Source organism: Pseudoalteromonas sp. S554 (assembly GCF_005930865.1).
In the GTDB taxonomy this organism is placed as follows: Bacteria; Pseudomonadota; Gammaproteobacteria; order Enterobacterales; family Alteromonadaceae; genus Pseudoalteromonas; species Pseudoalteromonas marina.
The window spans coordinates 92,668-109,777 of the sequence record NZ_PNDV01000064.1 but is presented as its reverse complement, the minus strand read 5'-3'; the positions used below and the strand labels follow the sequence as shown (position 1 = coordinate 109,777).

Genomic DNA, 17,110 nt, shown 5'->3' with positions numbered 1-17,110 from the left:
ATCAACTTATTTCTATTATCAAAACACTGAATCAGTAGTCTGTACAAGTTACCCGTTCGATTTGGTTAGGCTGCACTACCTCGTTTACAACACTTTATTTTTTCCTGATAAATTAATTTTAATCTACATAAATAATGTTGTGATCTGATAGTGTTTATATTTACAAAGTTGCTGATCATTTAACTATACCTGCCGTATAACCCACTTATTAGTTCACTCATCGCTATCTATGTAATGTTATGTAAAGTAAGTTGAGCAAAATTAGTCAAGGTGCTTGAATTACATTCATAAATAGCAGTAATTTAGGTTAAATTATGATTTGGCAATGTAAGCCAACTTTATTGGCACTTAGTGTGATTCTGCTCAGTGGCTGTGCGAGTAATATAAATCCACAGGAGCGCCAACAAGCACCCAGTAATGTTCCTAAGCAGTGGCAACAACAAGCAGCAAGTTCAGTTTTGCAAGTGGATGATGAATGGTTAACGCAACTAAACACGCCATTGCTGAAAAAATATGTTAACCAAGCGCTTAAAAACAATCAGCAACTATTACAAACCAGCTACGATGTTGCCATTACTAAGCAGCAACTTATTGCGTCCGGGGCAGACCTTTGGCCTAGCTTAGATTTATCTACGCGTACTAGTCGAAGTAAAGATAATCGGCCTGTTAGTTATAATAATGCTAGCTCCGTAAGCTTAAACTTAAATTATGAAGTTGACTTATGGGGCAAACTGTCAGATTCAAAACGTGAAGCTAACCTTTCATATTTAGCTCAAAAAGCGCGTTTTGAACAGGCTAAACAGCAGCTTGTTTCGGATGTTGTTCAAGGATGGTTTGATGTTGTGTCTGCACAGCAGCTACTCGATTTATATAAACGCCGTGAAGAAAATGCTAAGCAAAATCTCGATATAATTGAATCGGGTTACCGCCAAGGTATAAACGAATCGCTCGATGTTTATTTAGCCCGCAATGAGCTAAATAACGAACGTTCACGCATAGCTACTCAAACAGCCAGCCTATCCAGTGCTGCAAGACTACTGGAGCGTTTATTAGGTGAGTACCCAAAAGGAGCAATTTCTGCAAGTAATGACTTACCGGTTATTAACACAGAAATTCCACTGGGAATTCCATCTGAACTTATTACCCGAAAGCCTGCATTACTTGCTAGTTGGTACGAACTATTGGCGACCGATGCGTCATTGGCTTACGCACATAAACAGCGCTTTCCTAGTTTAAATTTAACTGCAAGCTTAAGTGATAGCACAGACAGAGTGAGTGATTTATTTTCTCCTTCAAGCCTTGCATGGTCTTTGCTAGGAAGTATTTCGGCACCTATTTTTGAGGGGGGACGTTTACAAGCCAATGAAGAAATTGCACGCCTAAATACACAAAAGCAAGAACAGCAATATCTGCAAACTCTGTACGATGCATTTGGCGATGTAGAAAACGCGATTTCGCAGCAGCAATCTTTAAAGGCTCAATATACAAGCACACTTGAAGCGCAAAAAAATGCACTTGCTGCCGAGCAGTTATCATTTGAGCAATATCAAAGTGGCTTAGTCACTTACACCACAGTATTGGATGCACAAGATCGCTCATTCGATGCGCAAAGTTCATTAATACAAATTAAGAATCAATTAATTGCAAATAGAATCAACCTACATGTTGCCCTTGGTGGTGATTTTGAAAAACCATCAAGCGACCTAAAGAGTAACAACGATGAAAACTAAAACAGCTAAAATTATTATTCCAGCCGCGGTTGTTGTTACCGCTCTTTTAATTGTGTTTTTTATCAAAAGTAACCCGCCAGAAGCGAGGCGTTTTGGCTCAGCACCAAAAGCAGCTATTAGCGTGTCGGTATTAGAGGTTGTGCCTCAAAGTTACCAAGTAATGATAGACAGCTACGGTACAGTAAAGCCTCGCACACAAAGCTTACTTGTTGCTCAAGCATCAGGGCAAATCATCGACGTGAGTGATGAGTTTAGAGAAGGTGGTTTTTTTGAAAAAGGCGACGTGTTACTAAAGCTTGATGATAGAGATCATCAGGCAGAGGTTAAATCTGCACAAGCTAACTTACTCACAGCAGAACAAAGCTTTCTGGAAGAAAAAGCCCGCGGGCAACAAGCACTGACTGATTGGAAGCGCCTTGGTGGTTCAAGCCAAGCCAGCAGCTTGGTACTACGTGAGCCACAATTGGCAGCGGCACAGGCACAAGTGTTATCAGCACAAGCTACTCTTGAAAAAGCAGAGCTTGATTTAGAGCGTACAAAAGTGACTGCACCCTATGCTGGGCGCATACTAAGTCGCAGTGTCGATTTAGGCCAAGTAGTGAGTAACAATACCCAACTTGCCACTATTTACGCTATTGATAGCGTAGAAATTCGTTTACCAATAAAAAATAAAGACCTTTCGTTTGTAAACCTGCCAGAGCAATACCGTGATGGTGCTAAAAACCAAGCCGGTTCGTTAGTCAAATTTAGCTCTGATTTAGTGGGCGAACAAACATGGCAAGGCCAACTTGCACGCACTGAAGGCGCAATTGACGAAAACGCGCAACAACTTTACGTGGTGGCAAAAATAGACGACCCATATAAATCAACCGAGAGTAACCAATACCCAATTAAAATAGGGCAATACATTAAGGCACAAATTGCAGGCAAAACGGTACAAAATGCGTTGATCATTCCCAACAGTACAATTTATCAAGGCACCTATGTTTACGTAGTTGAGGGTGATGCACTAAAACGTAAAGACGTTACTTTTGCATGGCAAAACGCAAACCAAGCAATGATCAAAACAGGATTAAAAGCAAACGACAAGTTGGTTATCACGCCACTTGGTCAAGTGAGTTCGGGCACTAAAGTGAGTATTTTAGGTGAAGAGCCAAAGGAAAAAAAACCTAAAGGTATGCGCCCGTCGCGAGAGCAACTTGAGCAAAAAGCAAAAGAGCTTGGTATCAGTGTTGAAGAGTTAATAAAAAAACGTCGCGCAGCCAATCAAGGAGATAAAGCATGATTGCTTGGTTTACCAAAAACCATGTTGCTGCCAATCTATTGTTAGTAACTTTGTTGTTGTCGGGGCTATTTAGTTTATCGAGTAAAATACCACTTGAGGTGTTTCCGTCTTTCGAAACAGACATGATAAGCGTAGGTGTTAGCCTGCGTGGTGCAACCCCTGAAGATGTAGAGCAGGGCGTAACAATTCGTATAGAAGAAGCGGTACAAGACCTAGAGGGTATTAAACAAATATTTAGCCGCTCGTCAGAGGGCTCAGGCTCTGTAACCATTGAGGTTGAAAGTGGTTACGATCCTCGTGAACTGTTGGCTGATATTAAAAGCCGAGTGGATGCGATTAATACGTTTCCTGGCGATGCCGAAAAACCAATTGTTGCGCTGGCTGAGCGCAAAAGAGAAGTAATAGCTGTTACTGTATCAAGTGATTACGGCGAAAAAGAAACGCGTGAATACGCAGAAACAGTGCGAGATCAAATACTGCGTTTGCCTAATGTAACGCAGGTAGAGCTAAGTGGTGTACGAGATTATGAGTTAGCCATTGAAGTTAGCCAAGACACACTTCGCCAATATAACCTAACCCTTGCGCAAATATCGAGTGCGATTGCTAATTCAAGTTCTGATATTTCTGCCGGTAACTTAAAAACAGAAGGTGGCGATGTACTGATCAGCTCAAAAGGGCAGGCTTACCGCAAAGACGAATTTGCTAGCATAGTAGTAAAAAACCAAGCCGACGGAACAATTATTCGCCTAGGTGATATTGCTACAATAAAAGACGACTTTGAAGAAACGCCAGTGCGTACCCGTTTTAATGGTAAGCAAGCAGCGTTTATAGACGTTTACCGAATTGGCCCGCAAAGCGCGATAACCGTGGCAGACGATGTTAAAAACTATATTGAAGAACAGCAGGCCACGCTACCACAAGGTTTTAAACTAAGCTATTGGGATGACGATTCAGAGTTAGTTAAAAGCCGTATAGCAACCTTAACCAGTAATGCTCTACAAGGTGGTATTTTAGTTCTGGCACTGCTCACGCTATTTTTGCGCCCAGCAATTGCATTTTGGGTATTTATTGGTATTCCAGTATCGTTTATGGGCGCATTTATCGCGATGCCAATTTTTGGTGTAACGCTAAATATAATGAGCTTATTTGGCTTTATTTTAGTGCTCGGTATTGTAGTAGATGACGCCATAGTAACCGGCGAAAACGTGTATACCCATTTAAAAACGGCAAAATCGGGTGAGCAGGCTGCTATATTGGGTACTCAAGAAGTGGCTACTCCCGTTACCTTTGGTGTGCTGACTACGGTTGCTGCCTTTTTACCTTTAGCATTTATTGAAGGGGCACGCGGCGCCTTATTTGCGCAAATTCCGGTAGTCGTCATTCCGGTGTTATTGTTCTCGCTAATTGAGTCTAAATTTGTGTTGCCAGCACATTTAAAATACATAAAATTACGCCACCAAAAAGGTGAACCATCGAAGCTTGAAGCAATTCAACAACGCTTTGCAGATGGCTTTGAAAGTGCAATTTTAAAATATTATCAACCTATCTTAAATACTGCTTTACGCCATAAATTAGCAACGGTAAGTTTATTTGTTGGGGTATTTTTTATAATTTTAACCATGATCACAAGCGGTTGGACTAAGTTTATCTTTTTCCCACGAATTCCGAGCGAAACCGTACGGGTTAACCTAACACTGCCAACGGGTACACCGTTTGAAGTAACCAATAAATACGTGATTGATATGTCTGAAAAGGCCCAGCAATTACAAGATAAATATCGCGACCCTGATACAGGCGAAAGCGTTATTTTAAATATACTCGCCACTACAGGCGGGCGCGGTGGTGTATCCAACTCTGGGGCGGTACGCTTTGAAATTACACCTGCAGAAAAGCGTGAATCAGACATAGGCTCACGCGAGCTTGCAAGTGAGTGGCGCGATTTAATAGGTGTGATCCCTGGCGCTGAAAGCTTAACATTTAGAGCTGAAATTGGTCGAAGTTCAGACCCAATAGACGTTCAATTAAGTGGCACCTCGCTAACAATACTGCAAGATGTGGCTGATAATATTAAAAACCGTTTAGCAACTTACCCAACAGTGTTTGATATTGCCGATAGTATGTCTGATGGTAAAGAAGAGTTACGTATAGAGCTTACACAACAAGGTTTAGCGCTTGGTTTAAATCGTGTAAATGTGGCAGGCCAAGTGCGAAATTCGTTTTTTGGTTCGCAAGTTCAACGTATCCAACGCGGACGAGACGACGTGCGTGTAATGGTGCGTTTACCTATTGATGAGCGCCGCTCGATAGCTGATTTACAAAATATACTAATAAACACCCCCGATGGCGGTTCTGTACCATTGTCGCATGTGGCAACGCTTACGGCAGGGCAAAGCCCATCGACTATAAACCGTATTGATCGTTACCGCACACTAAACGTGACGGCTGATATAGAAAAAAACAACACCAACATGACGGTGCTTCAAGCCGACCTCGCACAATACTTAGACGAGCTAATGCAGCAATACCCGGGGGTTGATTATAAACTTGAAGGTGAAGCTAAAGAGCAAAGAGAGTCGTTTGGCTCACTGGCTTGGGCGTTAGTGTTTGTATTTTTTATAATTTATGCGTTATTGGCTATTCCGTTTAAGTCATACATGCAACCAATTATTGTTATGAGTGTTATTCCATTTGGCATGATTGGCGCAGTAGTCGGGCACTGGATAATGGGGATGGATTTAACCATTATGAGCCTACTAGGTATGCTTGCGTTAATAGGTGTCGTAGTGAACGATTCGCTTGTGCTGGTTGACTTTATTAATAAAAAACGCAGCGAAGGTGGCGATTTAATAGAGGCCGTTAAACTTGCTGGTGCATCGCGCTTTCGCCCAGTTATGCTCACCAGTTTAACCACTTTTATAGGTTTAATGCCGCTGCTGTTTGAAAAAGCCACACAAGCGCAGTTTTTAATACCTATGGCCGTTAGTTTAGGGTTTGGGATAATTTTTGCGACCTTTATTACTTTATTGCTAGTACCAGTCAATTATATGTTGATGGAACGATTTCAAGGCTGGTTTAAATAATACACAAAACGTGTTGATACAAAAGCTGTAGGTATTCAATTGCCTGCAGCTTTTTTGTTTTTAGCTATGCAAAATTGAAAATTATTTAAGGCGTTAAATAGATAAAAGTAGATGTATAAAGAGGTTTGAGTGTGCGTGTTAAAACGCGAGTAGATGATGGTGTTCCCCAAGATACGGTACTCGGTTTCAGTCCTGAAACCAGAAGGTTTCAGGGCGGGAATCTGCGGTTTACCGTAGGCTTCTCGGTACATGCCAAGCTTGCACAATAGTAAACGAACAGAAACCCTGGTATAAAATTTATCGGCTCAGGGACTTAACCCAGCTCCAGTATCCCAGGGAACAAATTAAGTATATAAGACATATGCCAATCCTTAAACCCAAAACGTAAAAAATTAAGTCGTTCGCTTAGTTTTCCCACACCTTTAACTCGCTGTTTACTTTATTGCGTAGTTTTTGAGCGTGATCATACAATTAATTGGAGTTGCTTTTTATCGAGTGGTAGCATTGCTTTAACTAGCAAAGCGAAGGCTTGATTATGAACGATTTACCAGATTACGAAAAAGCTCAACTACTTTTAGAAAAAAACGAAATATTTGTTTCTCCTGCCGAAGCGCATGGTGTTATTAGTGGTTTATTAGCATGTGGACTAAGTATTGACGACAAGGAGTACCTAGGCCTTTTAAGCGATGTATTCAACGATGGTGAATCGTTCGGTAATGGTTTAAAAGCATTCTTTGGCACTATTTATAAGCAAGTTGTTGCAAGCTTTAATGATGAAGAGTTTCAGTTTGATTTATTTTTACCAAGTGATGACGAAACACTCATCGATCAGGCTAATGGGCTCGTATCATGGGTATCGGGATTTATGCTTGGTTTTGGTTTAAAGCAAAAAGATTACGGTAAGCTGTCGGCTGACGTGAAAGAAGTAATTAGCGACTTTAGCGAAATAACACGCCTAGATACCACTTTCGAAGAAACCGAAGAAGATGCTAACGCACTTCACGAAGTTATTGAATATGTACGTGTATCGGCACTACTTTGTTTTGCCGAGCTTGGTAAAGAGCAAAGCAGCCAAAGTGATAAAAAAACGCTTCATTAAACTTAATTAAAAAGTACAACGGGTTAGCTAATAATGGTTGAAATAAAAAAGTCAGAGTTTAAAGCACGTAGAGAACGCTTACTTGCACAAATGGACGATAACAGCATTGCGCTTGTTCCGGCTGCTAGCGAAGTAACGCGAAGCCGCGATACTGACTATGCTTTTAGACAAGACAGCGACTTTTTTTATTTAACTGGTTTTAACGAACCCGATGCTGTATTGGTGCTTTGTAACAACAGCGATACACCCAGCACCTTATTTTGCCTTGATAAAGACAAATTAGCCGAAATTTGGCATGGCCGACGTGTTGGTTTTGATAAAGCCAAAAGCGACTACTTATTTGACGAGGCTTACCCATTAAGTGATTTAGAAGAGCAACTGCTTGAGCTACTAAATGGTAAAAATGCGATTTATTTTGCACAAGGCGCTTATGATTCATTTGATAGTAAAGTGTTTACGCTTTTAGGTACACTTCGTGGCGGGGCTCGCAAAGGCCTTAAAGCACCGAGTACGTTAAAAGAAATTCGCGGCCTTATCCATGAAATGCGTTTGTTTAAATCGCCGAGTGAAATAGAGGTAATGCGCGAAGGCTGTGAAATTAGCGCCCGTGGCCACATGCGAGCTATGCGCTTTTCACATGCAGGAGCAACTGAGTTTCAATTAGAAGCAGAGCTTCATCATCATTATGCAATGAACGGCGCACCTCATCCGGCTTACGGCACAATTGTAGGTAGCGGCGATAACGCTAATATTCTGCATTACACGCAAAATAGCGATGTGCTTAAAAATGGCGATCTAGTACTTATTGATTCAGGTTGTGAGCTACAAGGCTACGCAGCCGATATAACGCGTACATTTCCGGTAAATGGCCAGTTTAGTGAAGAACAAGCCGCGCTTTATAATATTGTTCTTAACGCACAACTGGCTGCCTTTGAAGAAATTAAACCCGGCGGGTTTATGTCGCATGCTAATAAATTAGCAATGGAAGTATTAACGCAAGGCTTACTTGATTTAGGTATTTTAACTGGCGACTTTACTGAACTAATGGCGCAACAAGCCTGTAAAGAATATTACATGCACGGCCTTGGGCATTGGCTGGGGTTAGACGTGCATGATGTCGGTGATTATAAAATAAATAACGTTGAGCGAGCATTTGAGCCTGGTATGGTTTTAACCATAGAGCCAGGACTTTATATAAGCGAAGACTCAAACGCGCCACAAAAGTACAAAGGTATTGGTATTCGTATAGAAGATAATTTACTCGTTACCGAGTCAGGCCATGAAAACCTTACTTTAAGCGTGCCTAAAAGCATTAGCGATATTCAAGCACTTATGCAACAAACTACAAGCGCATAACGGGTGGAGAGCACAATGGCTAAGCAGTTTGATGTTGTAGTAATTGGTGGTGGTTTAGTTGGCGCAAGTTGCGCACTTAGTATTGCTAAAATAAACCCCTCAATAAACATTGCTGTGGTAGAAGCAAGCCAAGTAACCGATGAATACCATCCAAGCTTTGACGACAGAAGTATTGCGCTTGCTCAGCAATCAGTAGAGTATTTACAAACACTTAATTTATTTGATCAAAATGCCCCTTACACCTCTGCTATTAAAAAAGTGAGCGTGTCTGATAGAGGTCATTTTGGTAAAACCCATATTCAAAGCACTGAATTTGCAAAACCTTCTTTAGGGTATGTAGTTGAAGTTAATCCATTTGGGCGCGCGCTTCATCAGCGGTTAGTGCAATCAAGCATTAGCATATTTTGCCCTGATAGCGTAATCGAAATAAAACAAACGTTACATAGCAACGCACTGACTTTGCAAAGTGGCGAACAACTTAATGCCAAGCTAATTATTGTAGCCGATGGCGCGCAATCTCCTACACGCCAATTGCTGGGCCTTAATTTTAATACTCAGCCTTATGAGCAAGGCGCTATTATTGCCAATATAGAAGTAGCCGAAGGGCATAATAACCATGCCTTTGAACGTTTTACTCAGCATGGCCCTATGGCACTATTACCGATGAGCAATAACCGCTATTCATTGGTGTGGTGTATGGAAAAAGAGCAAATTAATTCATACATGGACTTAAATGAAATCGAGTTTTTAAGTGCATTACAATCAGCCTTTGGTTACCGCGCAGGGCAATTTGTTAAAGTGGGTATGCGCGCAAGCTACCCGCTGGTATATGGACAAGCCGAATCGTTAATAGCTCATCGAACGGTGGTTATTGGTAATGCTGCTCATGCTATTCATCCCATTGCAGGTCAAGGCTTTAATTTAGGCTTGCGTGATGTACAAGTACTGAGTGATTTAATTGCCAATAGCCCTAATGAGTTAGGGAGCTATGCGTTTACACGCGAGTATGGCCAGTTGCGCAGCCAAGATATAAAAACAGTGATGACCTTAACAGATGCCTTAGTAAGGTTATTTTCAAATTCATCTCGAGTATTAGCGCTTGGGCGAAGCATTGGCTTGTTTTCAATGGATTTATTCCCCGCATTAAAAGCTCCGTTAGCAAAACAATTAATGGGGCAAGTTAAACAAGGTTCACGTTTATGAAGCAAACACAGGTGTGTATTGTTGGTGGTGGTTGCGTGGGGCTAACGTTAGCCCTTGGGCTTGCTAAGGCTAATATTAGTGTTGTGGTACTCGATGCAGCATCAACACAAGCCCCTCCAACTGATGAATACGGCTTACGCGTAAGCGCACTTAGTATTGCAAGCCAAACATTATTAGAGCAATTAAACATTTGGCCTGAAATTATTGCTCAGCGTGCATGTGCATATACCCATATGGATGTTCGCGATGCCGACAGCTTTGGTAAAATAACCTTTAATAACAAACAACTTGAGCTCGACCATTTAGGTCATATAGTTGAAAACGATATTATTCGCTTTGCACTTATTAAACAGTTAGAGCAGCAAAGCAATGCTACGCTAATGTTTGATACCGAATACCAGCAAATACATCAAAGTGAATCAGACGTATTTATAACCCTTAAAAGCGGCGAGCCTATTATTGCTAAGCTGCTGGTGGCGGCTGATGGCGCAAATTCAGCTATTCGTAAACAATTTAATATGGCGCTGACCTTTAAAGATTACGATCACCATGCATTGGTTGCTACAGTAAAAACAACAGAGCCACACGCAAATACTGCGCGACAAGTGTTTTTACCAACGGGGCCATTAGCATTTTTACCACTAAGCGATGACAATACTCATTCAATAGTGTGGTCTACCAGCCCCCACCATTGCGATGAATTACTAGCAATGGACGACACTACTTTTAATAAAGCTGTAATGGCTGCCATAGATGGCCAATGCGGCCTGTGTGAAGTGCAAAGTAAACGCGCGGCATTTCCACTTAAAATGCGTTACGCCCAGCAATGGGTAAGTGGCAAAGTAGTATTAATGGGCGATGCAGCGCACACTATTCATCCATTGGCAGGGCTGGGTATGAACCTAGGCCTAAAAGACGCCGCGTATTTAATTGAGCTACTTACAAGTGAGAGTAAAGAATTTGCAAGCACCCGCACACTTCGTGATTACGAGCGTACACGCAAGCTCGACGCGCAAAAGCACATAGCCTTGATGCAAGGGCTTAAAGAGTTATTTGAAGGTGCTAACCCAGTTAAAAAGCTAATACGCGGAGTTGGGCTGTCACTCGTTGATAACCTAGGCCCAATAAAACACCTATTCGCCAAAGAAGCGATAGGTAAATAAGTAGGTTGGGTTGAGCGAAGCGAAACCCAACAGGTAAAGTGGTTAGTTTTTAGCTGTCAGCTTTTAGAAAAGAAAAACCGATGTTTAATTTAAACATCGGTTTTTGTTTATATTCTAATTGAGCTTTCTAGTTTTTTCACAAGTATAAAGAACTCAACAAAGTATTCCTTATCAAAAGTAAACCTTCCACAGTGTTCCAAGTTGTCTCCGCAAAATCTCATGTAATTTGAATATTCAATTTCATAAATTAGTTTTACTAGGTTTATATCTAACAAGTAGAGGTAAGGCTTAAGATCTCCTAGCATAATTTTGATTGGAGAAGTTGTATTTAATATTAGCGCATCACTGTTGGTTTCTATTTCAGCCGAAATTTTGTTTCTAGGGTAGTAGGTTCTAGGACCGCCAATAGGAGCATTTAGAACACTATCTGTTAAGTAATTATAAAGTTGTTCCTCGGTTAAAGTTTTACTATTAGGTATTGATCGAGTAGATTTATTTGGCAATAAGATTGAATTATGAATCCCACTCTTTAAAGTATCTACGATCTGGGTAATTAGTGGGTTGCTAATATCCTTAACTTTTTTCTTCTCAGAGCGTTCCTTTAAAGTAATTGTTAAAAAGAAAAATATATAGCTTGAGAGCATTGATATAACTATTGCGCTAATTGCAGACCCTATTGAGCTTGAGCCAACTATAAAACCAGCTGAAAAGCATACGCACACCAAAGCAGAAAAAGTAAAACCCACGGGGAAGTCAAATTTAGTCATTGATTATTATTCCTCACTTTAAGCGCTCCATATTTGCATTTTTATCTTTAACTATGGTCTCTAATTAATTTGCGCAGGTAAAACCTTTTAAGCATCTCGTTAGCTAAAAAGCGCTTTGCGTTAAATCAGTTACAAATTATTTTGTGTTTCCTTCACCATATCTTGCAGTGCATCAATTAACAGTGGGTCGCGCGAGTTTTGTTTAGCAAGTTCTAATGCGTGTTTCATACTAGTAACAGCCTCCTTAAATTGTTTGTCAGCCGTGTAGCCTTGCGATAATCGCATGTGGGAGTAAGCAGCATTTGGGTAACCGCGAGTAAAGTGTTTAAGCGTCGTTATCGCTTTTTTAGTATTACCAAACTTTTGCTGGCGGTGGGCAAATTCTACGTACACATCTTGTGGAATTTTAAGCTCAAATCCGTACTTATCGCTCAGAGCTTGGTAGTAACCGGTAATAAGCGATACATCAGCAAATTTTCCATGCTCGTTTGTTACTTTAAATATTAGGTCGCTAAACAAGTGAATCAGGCTATCGCTAATTGCTGGCAGTATGGTGCCCATATGACTAAAAGTAGGGTAATGCTTATATTCCCACTTTAGCTGTGTGGGCATTTGTTGTTCTATATTTACTAACGTATTTAATGCGCCTGTATAAAAACGTGCGCCTTCACTCGCTACACTAATAAATAACTCTTGAGCACCTTTAGGGTTTTTAGTGTATTTAATAATATTATTTTTTAACTCTTCGTCACTCCACCAACTATTTGGGCTAATAGCTATGTAGTTGTCAAACAATTCAGGCTGATTAACTAAAGTATAAAGCGCTAATGTACCAGCGTTAGAGTGACCAATTAAAGTGTTGTAGCCGTTAGTTGAGTAATTATTGTTTATGTATGGCATGAGTTCATCAGACACAAACTTTAAAAAGTTGTCGGTTTGCCCAGCGTCAGGCCATTTATTTTTAACAAAGGTTTGAAACTCCGTTTTAGGCTCGCCTTCTACTTTGGGTAAGTAGTCACGAATACGGTTAGTTGTATCAATAGCAACAAGCATGGCATTAGGTATTTGCTCGTAATCAACAAGGGACTTTATAACGCCAGACGCCGTATGAAAGTGCTCAACACCATCAAGTAAATAAATAACATAAAGCGGCTGGTCGTCTTTTACAGTGTCAGGTATGAAGATGCTGATTGGCCTATCTTCGTTAAGTATTTTTGATTGTAGAATAACTTTTTTACCAACGGTTATGTCGGTTGTAGCGGTGTTTGAATAGCTAAAAAAAGAGGTGCTAAAAGTAAGTATCAAGGCAAGCGATAATAAAAGCTTCATAAATATCCTTATTTAATAATGTGTTGCTTAATAATTGCACGGCTTTAGGCTTGAGTAAACGTTTATATTTTAGGAGCACATACAGGGCTTTATTAATTAAAAGCTTTGATTTTTTGTGCGAGCAAGCTCAGCGACTTCCAAAAAACGAAGGCACTTACTTTCAATTTACTTATTGATAAAGGGGTATCGAGTAACGCCACCCTGATAGCTTTAACACTTATCTATTAAAGCTTAAAAAACCTGCTTGCTTAATTATCCTACTAAGCGTAAAATGCGCGCTCATTTCGGCTTTTAAACTATTAATTCCTTGCCTTAAACCGACCGGCCGAAACGGTAGAAGGCTCTATTAACCGTAAGGAATATCCATGCGTCATTACGAAATCGTATTCATGGTTCACCCAGATCAGAGTGAGCAAGTTGCTGGTATGATCGAACGTTATACTGGTTCTATCACTGAAGCTGGTGGTTCAATCCACCGTCTTGAAGATTGGGGCCGTCGTCAATTGGCTTACCCAATTAACAAGCTTCATAAAGCTCATTATGTTCTTATGAACGTTGAAGCACCTACTGAAGTAATCAGCGAGCTAGAAACTACTTTCCGCTACAACGATGCAGTGCTTCGTAACTTAGTTATCCGCACTAAATCTGCAGTAACTGAAGCGTCTCCTCTTGCAAGAGAAGAGAAGAAAGAAGCACCAGCTGCTTAATTGTTTTGAGTCCAAGCATGGCGTTTAACTGGCGGTAAATATAAATGGTTAGCCCTTTTATGAATCAGCTGGTTTTATCTGGGGTAGTTTGTAAAACACCCAAGTTAAGCCAAAGCCCTGCTGGCATCCCGCATTGCATTTTTGTTTTAGAACATAAATCGATGCAAACCGAAGCAGACCTTAACCGTAATAGTTATGTAAAGCTTCAGGTTGTTGCCAGTGGAAAGCAAATGCAACAACAGACTCAACATTTGCACGTTGGGCAGGCATTGCAAGTGAGTGGTTTTTTAAATCGCCACGAAGGTCGTAACGGCCTTAGCCAATTGGTTTTGCATGCTCAGCATATAGAAAGAATTATTTGAGGAATTAATCTCATGGCACGTTATTTCAGACGTCGTAAGTTCTGCCGCTTTAAAGCGGAAGGCGTACAACAAATCGATTACAAAGATCTAGCTACTCTTAGAAACTATGTTACAGAAAGTGGCAAAATCGTACCTAGCCGTATTACAGGTACTAGCGCTAAATTCCAGCGCCAGCTAGCAACTGCTATTAAGCGTGCTCGCTACTTAGCCCTTCTTCCATACACTGACTTACATAAGTAAGCAGCGGATTAACAGTTTTTAAAAGGTGTAGAAACATGCAAGTTATTCTACTAGATAAGATCGCTAACCTAGGTAGCCTAGGTGAACAGGTTGTAGTTAAATCTGGTTTCGCACGTAACTTCCTTTTCCCTCAAGGTAAGGCAGTTCCTGCGACTAAAGCTAACATTGAAACGTTTGACGCTCGTCGCGCAGAACTTGAAGCGAAAATCGCTGAACAGTTAGTTGCTGCACAAGCACGCGCTGAAAAACTAGAAGCATTAGCAGAAGTTACTTTAGTATCTAAAGCTGGTGACGAAGGTAAGTTATTCGGTTCAATCGGTACTCGTGACATCGCTGACGCTATCTCAGCTGTTGGTGTTGAAGTTGCTAAGTCAGAAGTTCGTTTGCCTCTAGGTACTATCCGTGAGACTGGTGAATTTGACGTATCAATTTCTGTTCACACAGACGTAACGGCTACTATCAAAGTAATCGTAATCGCTGAAGCTTAATTTTAAATTAAGCGACAAAAGCCGTGCTTTTAGCACGGCTTTTTTGTGCCTAAAATTCAGTGTTTATATTATTAATGTGGTAAAGCCTCCTAATACTCTTCTTATTTAGAATTTAAATTCTTTAAATTTATTTTCATTTCATTCAAACCTTTTACCGCTGTTATTGCGTCTAACTTATCAATACACTTGAAATGGTACCAATACCATAATAATTAAAAGGTGATATCACGGATGTTACACGTTAAACCCGATCAACCCGCTGAATGCGAAAATGCATTGATTGAGCGCGTAAAGTCGGGTGATCAAAGTGCATACACAATGCTTTACCAATTGCATATTAAACGCGTTTACGGTTTGTGCTTGCGCTTATTAGCTGATCAGTCACACGCTGAGGATGCTGCGCAAGAAGTGTTTGTTCAGGTGTGGCACAAAATAGCAATGTTTGATGGTCGTTCGCAGTTTTCTACTTGGTTATACAGTGTGGCGAGTAATATTGCGATTAACTACTTACGTAAACAAAAAAGCTGGGTACAAAAAGTCGTTAGCATTGAACAAGGCGGTATGGATGAGCAATCGGCTAAAGACTGTAAAGGCTTAAACGGCTTAGATAAGCTAATTGTTAGGTTACCTGAGCGTGCACGGATGGTGTTTGTATTGTTTGCAGTAGAAGGTTATCGACATGAAGAAATAGCAGAACAATTGGGTATTGCCGTTGGATCAAGCAAATCACAATATCATCGAGCAAGGCAGTTATTACAAGAGTGGTATGAAAATGAATAAACCAAACTTTGACGACTTTTTAGATAAATCATTAAACACGCTTGATAAAGAGATAACGCCACAAAAAGATCTGTGGGCAGGCATAGAAAGAGCCATTGTAAATACCAATGAGCCTGAGCAATCAGCCGTTACTTTATGGCCAAAGTTAAGCGCAATTGCGGCATGTACCGTTGCTGCACTAGTGGCGCTCAATATGTTTGTAATCAACCCTAAACCACAACCGGTTGTGGCCATAAGTGACTATTTTGCACAGCAAAAGCAAAGCTTACTGGTGCAGTATAAAAATCAAGACGCCTTAACCGATAATTGGCAAACACAATTACAAGAGCTTGAGGAGGCAGAGTATGCTATTAAGCAAGCACTTAAAAACGAACCCCAAAACCAGGCATTGCTAACAATGTTAGCGCAGATTTATCAACAACAACTTGATTTGATTAATAAGGTGCATGCACCTCGTTGGCAAAGTATTTAGGAGAAAAACATGAAAGCAATTTTACTAGGATTAAGCTTATTTCCACTTGCTGTACTTGCAGGAGAAAAAATTGATAAACAAATAGAGGTGCCAAAAGAGGGTACTGTTTTTATTGAGAATCAGCGTGGTGATGTAAGTATTGCAGGTTGGGATAAAAGCGAGTTTAAAGTAGTGGGCGAGCTTGATGATAAGGCAGAAGGTTTTGAGCTCGAAACAAGAGGCGACAATACATATTTTGTTGTGAAAATGCCACGTAAAATGGGCTGGGGCAGTAATGGCGATGGCTCTAAACTAACTATTTTTATGCCGCATAGCAGCGCATTAGACTTTCGTGGTGTTAATGTATCGGTAATAGCTAAAGCACTTAAAAATGGTGCAGAAGTAAATGTGGTTAATGGTGAAATTACCGCACAAAATTTAGCAGGTAATATTAAGCTAACCAGCGTTAACGGTGATGTGAATGCACAAAGCCTGAGCGGTAATATTCAACTTGAAACGGTAAATGGCGAAATAAATGATGAACAGTCTAGTGGTGAGTTACGCTTTAGCGCTGTGAATGGTGATATTAAGTCGTCATCAAGCGCGAGCGATGTTCGTCTTGAAAATGTGAACGGTGACATAAACTTTAAGCTGGCTAGCATCAAAAACCTACGTATAAACACTGTAAATGGTGAAGCTGAAGTTCGTATTGGTGAGCTACTGGACAGTGCAGATGTACGTTTCGAATCAGTAAGTGGCGATGCAGAGTTTTTCTTCCCTACTAATGTATCGGCTAAATTTGAGATTGAAGCCCATGCCAATGGCAAAATTATTAATGAGCTTAGCGATGACAAAGTAAAAAAAGCCAAATATGGCCCAGCCAGTGAGCTTGAGTTTGTTATTAATGGCGGCAATGCAGACGTTGAAATGGATACTATAAGTGGCCGTATTGAGCTTAAAAAGTAAATCGTAAACTTTTGAGTTACAAAAAGCAGGAAAAGATTTCCTGCTTTGCTATTTGCACAACCCCGGCAAGTCGATAGAATAGAGCCATTCAATTTTAGTACTGT

Annotated in this window: 16 protein-coding genes and 1 other RNA gene; 14 read left to right on the top strand and 3 right to left on the bottom strand. The window is 40.6% G+C overall.

The features are described from left to right. Window positions 1-314 precede the first annotated feature (314 nt). From CWB65_RS14295 to CWB65_RS14285, 3 genes are read left to right on the top strand one after another with little or no spacing between them, the layout of a single operon-like run. Window positions 315-1,730 (top strand): efflux transporter outer membrane subunit, encoded by a 1,416-nt coding sequence (locus CWB65_RS14295; protein WP_138740825.1) that lies wholly within the window; start codon window positions 315-317, stop codon window positions 1,728-1,730. After that, window positions 1,720-3,015, top strand: coding sequence for an efflux RND transporter periplasmic adaptor subunit (locus CWB65_RS14290; RefSeq protein ID WP_138740824.1), 1,296 nt, complete (start codon window positions 1,720-1,722; stop codon window positions 3,013-3,015). Before CWB65_RS14295 ends, CWB65_RS14290 begins: the two co-directional genes overlap by 11 nt. Next, window positions 3,012-6,095 carry an efflux RND transporter permease subunit gene (locus CWB65_RS14285; RefSeq protein WP_138740823.1) on the top strand — a complete coding sequence of 1,028 codons (3,084 nt, stop codon included), beginning with the start codon at window positions 3,012-3,014 and terminating at the stop codon, window positions 6,093-6,095. Before CWB65_RS14290 ends, CWB65_RS14285 begins: the two co-directional genes overlap by 4 nt. A 159-nt stretch (window positions 6,096-6,254) precedes the next feature. On the opposite strand, the gene ssrS is transcribed toward CWB65_RS14285, so the two are convergent. Next, a non-coding RNA gene (ssrS, locus tag CWB65_RS14280) (6S RNA) lies at window positions 6,255-6,437 on the bottom strand. 193 nt (window positions 6,438-6,630) lie between these two features. On the opposite strand from ssrS, the gene CWB65_RS14275 reads away from it, so the two are divergent. The 4 genes from CWB65_RS14275 to CWB65_RS14260 are packed head-to-tail and all read left to right on the top strand — an operon-like array spanning window position 6,631 to window position 10,916. Further along, window positions 6,631-7,194: a UPF0149 family protein gene (locus CWB65_RS14275; protein ID WP_008131954.1), complete on the top strand. Its 564-nt coding sequence runs from the start codon at window positions 6,631-6,633 to the stop codon at window positions 7,192-7,194. Between the two features lie 33 nt (window positions 7,195-7,227). Next, window positions 7,228-8,550, top strand: coding sequence for a Xaa-Pro aminopeptidase (gene pepP / locus CWB65_RS14270; RefSeq protein ID WP_138740822.1), 1,323 nt, complete (start codon window positions 7,228-7,230; stop codon window positions 8,548-8,550). A gap of 15 nt (window positions 8,551-8,565) precedes the next feature. Then, window positions 8,566-9,753 carry a 2-octaprenyl-6-methoxyphenyl hydroxylase gene (gene ubiH / locus CWB65_RS14265; protein WP_138740821.1) on the top strand — a complete coding sequence of 396 codons (1,188 nt, stop codon included), beginning with the start codon at window positions 8,566-8,568 and terminating at the stop codon, window positions 9,751-9,753. Then, window positions 9,750-10,916, top strand: coding sequence for an FAD-dependent monooxygenase (locus CWB65_RS14260; protein WP_138740820.1), 1,167 nt, complete (start codon window positions 9,750-9,752; stop codon window positions 10,914-10,916). Before ubiH ends, CWB65_RS14260 begins: the two co-directional genes overlap by 4 nt. A gap of 107 nt (window positions 10,917-11,023) precedes the next feature. Here CWB65_RS14260 and CWB65_RS14255 read toward each other — a convergent pair whose 3' ends face one another. Together CWB65_RS14255 and CWB65_RS14250 are read right to left on the bottom strand one after the other, a co-directional pair. After that, the gene (locus tag CWB65_RS14255) at window positions 11,024-11,683 is read right to left on the bottom strand and encodes a hypothetical protein (protein WP_138740819.1); all 660 of its coding nucleotides are present in this window, start codon (window positions 11,681-11,683) and stop codon (window positions 11,024-11,026) included. A 129-nt stretch (window positions 11,684-11,812) separates the two neighbouring features. Next, window positions 11,813-13,012, bottom strand: coding sequence for an alpha/beta hydrolase-fold protein (locus tag CWB65_RS14250; protein ID WP_138740818.1), 1,200 nt, complete (start codon window positions 13,010-13,012; stop codon window positions 11,813-11,815). A 365-nt stretch (window positions 13,013-13,377) separates the two neighbouring features. Between CWB65_RS14250 and rpsF the strand changes: the two genes are divergently transcribed. The 7 genes from rpsF (at window position 13,378) to CWB65_RS14210 (ending at window position 17,006) form a co-directional block, all read left to right on the top strand. Continuing rightward, window positions 13,378-13,719, top strand: a complete 342-nt coding sequence (gene rpsF, locus CWB65_RS14240) for a 30S ribosomal protein S6 (protein ID WP_006793724.1) — start codon at window positions 13,378-13,380, stop codon at window positions 13,717-13,719. A 44-nt stretch (window positions 13,720-13,763) separates the two neighbouring features. Then, on the top strand, window positions 13,764-14,081 hold the full coding sequence (gene priB, locus CWB65_RS14235; protein WP_006793722.1) for a primosomal replication protein N: 318 nt from the start codon (window positions 13,764-13,766) through the stop codon (window positions 14,079-14,081). Window positions 14,082-14,093: 12 nt separating this feature from the next. Continuing rightward, window positions 14,094-14,321 (top strand): 30S ribosomal protein S18, encoded by a 228-nt coding sequence (gene rpsR / locus CWB65_RS14230; RefSeq protein ID WP_006793721.1) that lies wholly within the window; start codon window positions 14,094-14,096, stop codon window positions 14,319-14,321. A 35-nt stretch (window positions 14,322-14,356) separates the two neighbouring features. Then, window positions 14,357-14,809 carry a 50S ribosomal protein L9 gene (rplI, locus tag CWB65_RS14225; RefSeq protein ID WP_006793720.1) on the top strand — a complete coding sequence of 151 codons (453 nt, stop codon included), beginning with the start codon at window positions 14,357-14,359 and terminating at the stop codon, window positions 14,807-14,809. A 231-nt stretch (window positions 14,810-15,040) separates the two neighbouring features. Then, the gene (locus CWB65_RS14220) at window positions 15,041-15,589 is read left to right on the top strand and encodes an RNA polymerase sigma factor (protein WP_039038449.1); all 549 of its coding nucleotides are present in this window, start codon (window positions 15,041-15,043) and stop codon (window positions 15,587-15,589) included. Then, window positions 15,576-16,061 carry a hypothetical protein gene (locus CWB65_RS14215; RefSeq protein ID WP_006793718.1) on the top strand — a complete coding sequence of 162 codons (486 nt, stop codon included), beginning with the start codon at window positions 15,576-15,578 and terminating at the stop codon, window positions 16,059-16,061. Before CWB65_RS14220 ends, CWB65_RS14215 begins: the two co-directional genes overlap by 14 nt. Window positions 16,062-16,070: 9 nt before the next feature. Further along, entirely contained in the window at window positions 16,071-17,006 is a 936-nt protein-coding gene (locus CWB65_RS14210; protein WP_138740817.1) for a DUF4097 family beta strand repeat-containing protein, read from the top strand. Window positions 17,007-17,110: the final 104 nt, after the last annotated feature.

Coding starts and splice junctions, on each gene's coding strand:
- ubiH (WP_138740821.1), top strand. CDS start 8,566: ATGGCTAAGCAGTTTGATGTTGTAGTAATTGGTGGTGGTTTAGTTGGC.
- CWB65_RS14285 (WP_138740823.1), top strand. CDS start 3,012: ATGATTGCTTGGTTTACCAAAAACCATGTTGCTGCCAATCTATTGTTA.
- CWB65_RS14250 (WP_138740818.1), bottom strand. CDS start 13,012: ATGAAGCTTTTATTATCGCTTGCCTTGATACTTACTTTTAGCACCTCT.
- rplI (WP_006793720.1), top strand. CDS start 14,357: ATGCAAGTTATTCTACTAGATAAGATCGCTAACCTAGGTAGCCTAGGT.
- CWB65_RS14295 (WP_138740825.1), top strand. CDS start 315: ATGATTTGGCAATGTAAGCCAACTTTATTGGCACTTAGTGTGATTCTG.
- CWB65_RS14215 (WP_006793718.1), top strand. CDS start 15,576: ATGAAAATGAATAAACCAAACTTTGACGACTTTTTAGATAAATCATTA.
- rpsF (WP_006793724.1), top strand. CDS start 13,378: ATGCGTCATTACGAAATCGTATTCATGGTTCACCCAGATCAGAGTGAG.
- CWB65_RS14220 (WP_039038449.1), top strand. CDS start 15,041: ATGTTACACGTTAAACCCGATCAACCCGCTGAATGCGAAAATGCATTG.
- rpsR (WP_006793721.1), top strand. CDS start 14,094: ATGGCACGTTATTTCAGACGTCGTAAGTTCTGCCGCTTTAAAGCGGAA.
- pepP (WP_138740822.1), top strand. CDS start 7,228: ATGGTTGAAATAAAAAAGTCAGAGTTTAAAGCACGTAGAGAACGCTTA.
- CWB65_RS14260 (WP_138740820.1), top strand. CDS start 9,750: ATGAAGCAAACACAGGTGTGTATTGTTGGTGGTGGTTGCGTGGGGCTA.
- CWB65_RS14210 (WP_138740817.1), top strand. CDS start 16,071: ATGAAAGCAATTTTACTAGGATTAAGCTTATTTCCACTTGCTGTACTT.
- CWB65_RS14255 (WP_138740819.1), bottom strand. CDS start 11,683: ATGACTAAATTTGACTTCCCCGTGGGTTTTACTTTTTCTGCTTTGGTG.
- priB (WP_006793722.1), top strand. CDS start 13,764: ATGGTTAGCCCTTTTATGAATCAGCTGGTTTTATCTGGGGTAGTTTGT.
- CWB65_RS14275 (WP_008131954.1), top strand. CDS start 6,631: ATGAACGATTTACCAGATTACGAAAAAGCTCAACTACTTTTAGAAAAA.
- CWB65_RS14290 (WP_138740824.1), top strand. CDS start 1,720: ATGAAAACTAAAACAGCTAAAATTATTATTCCAGCCGCGGTTGTTGTT.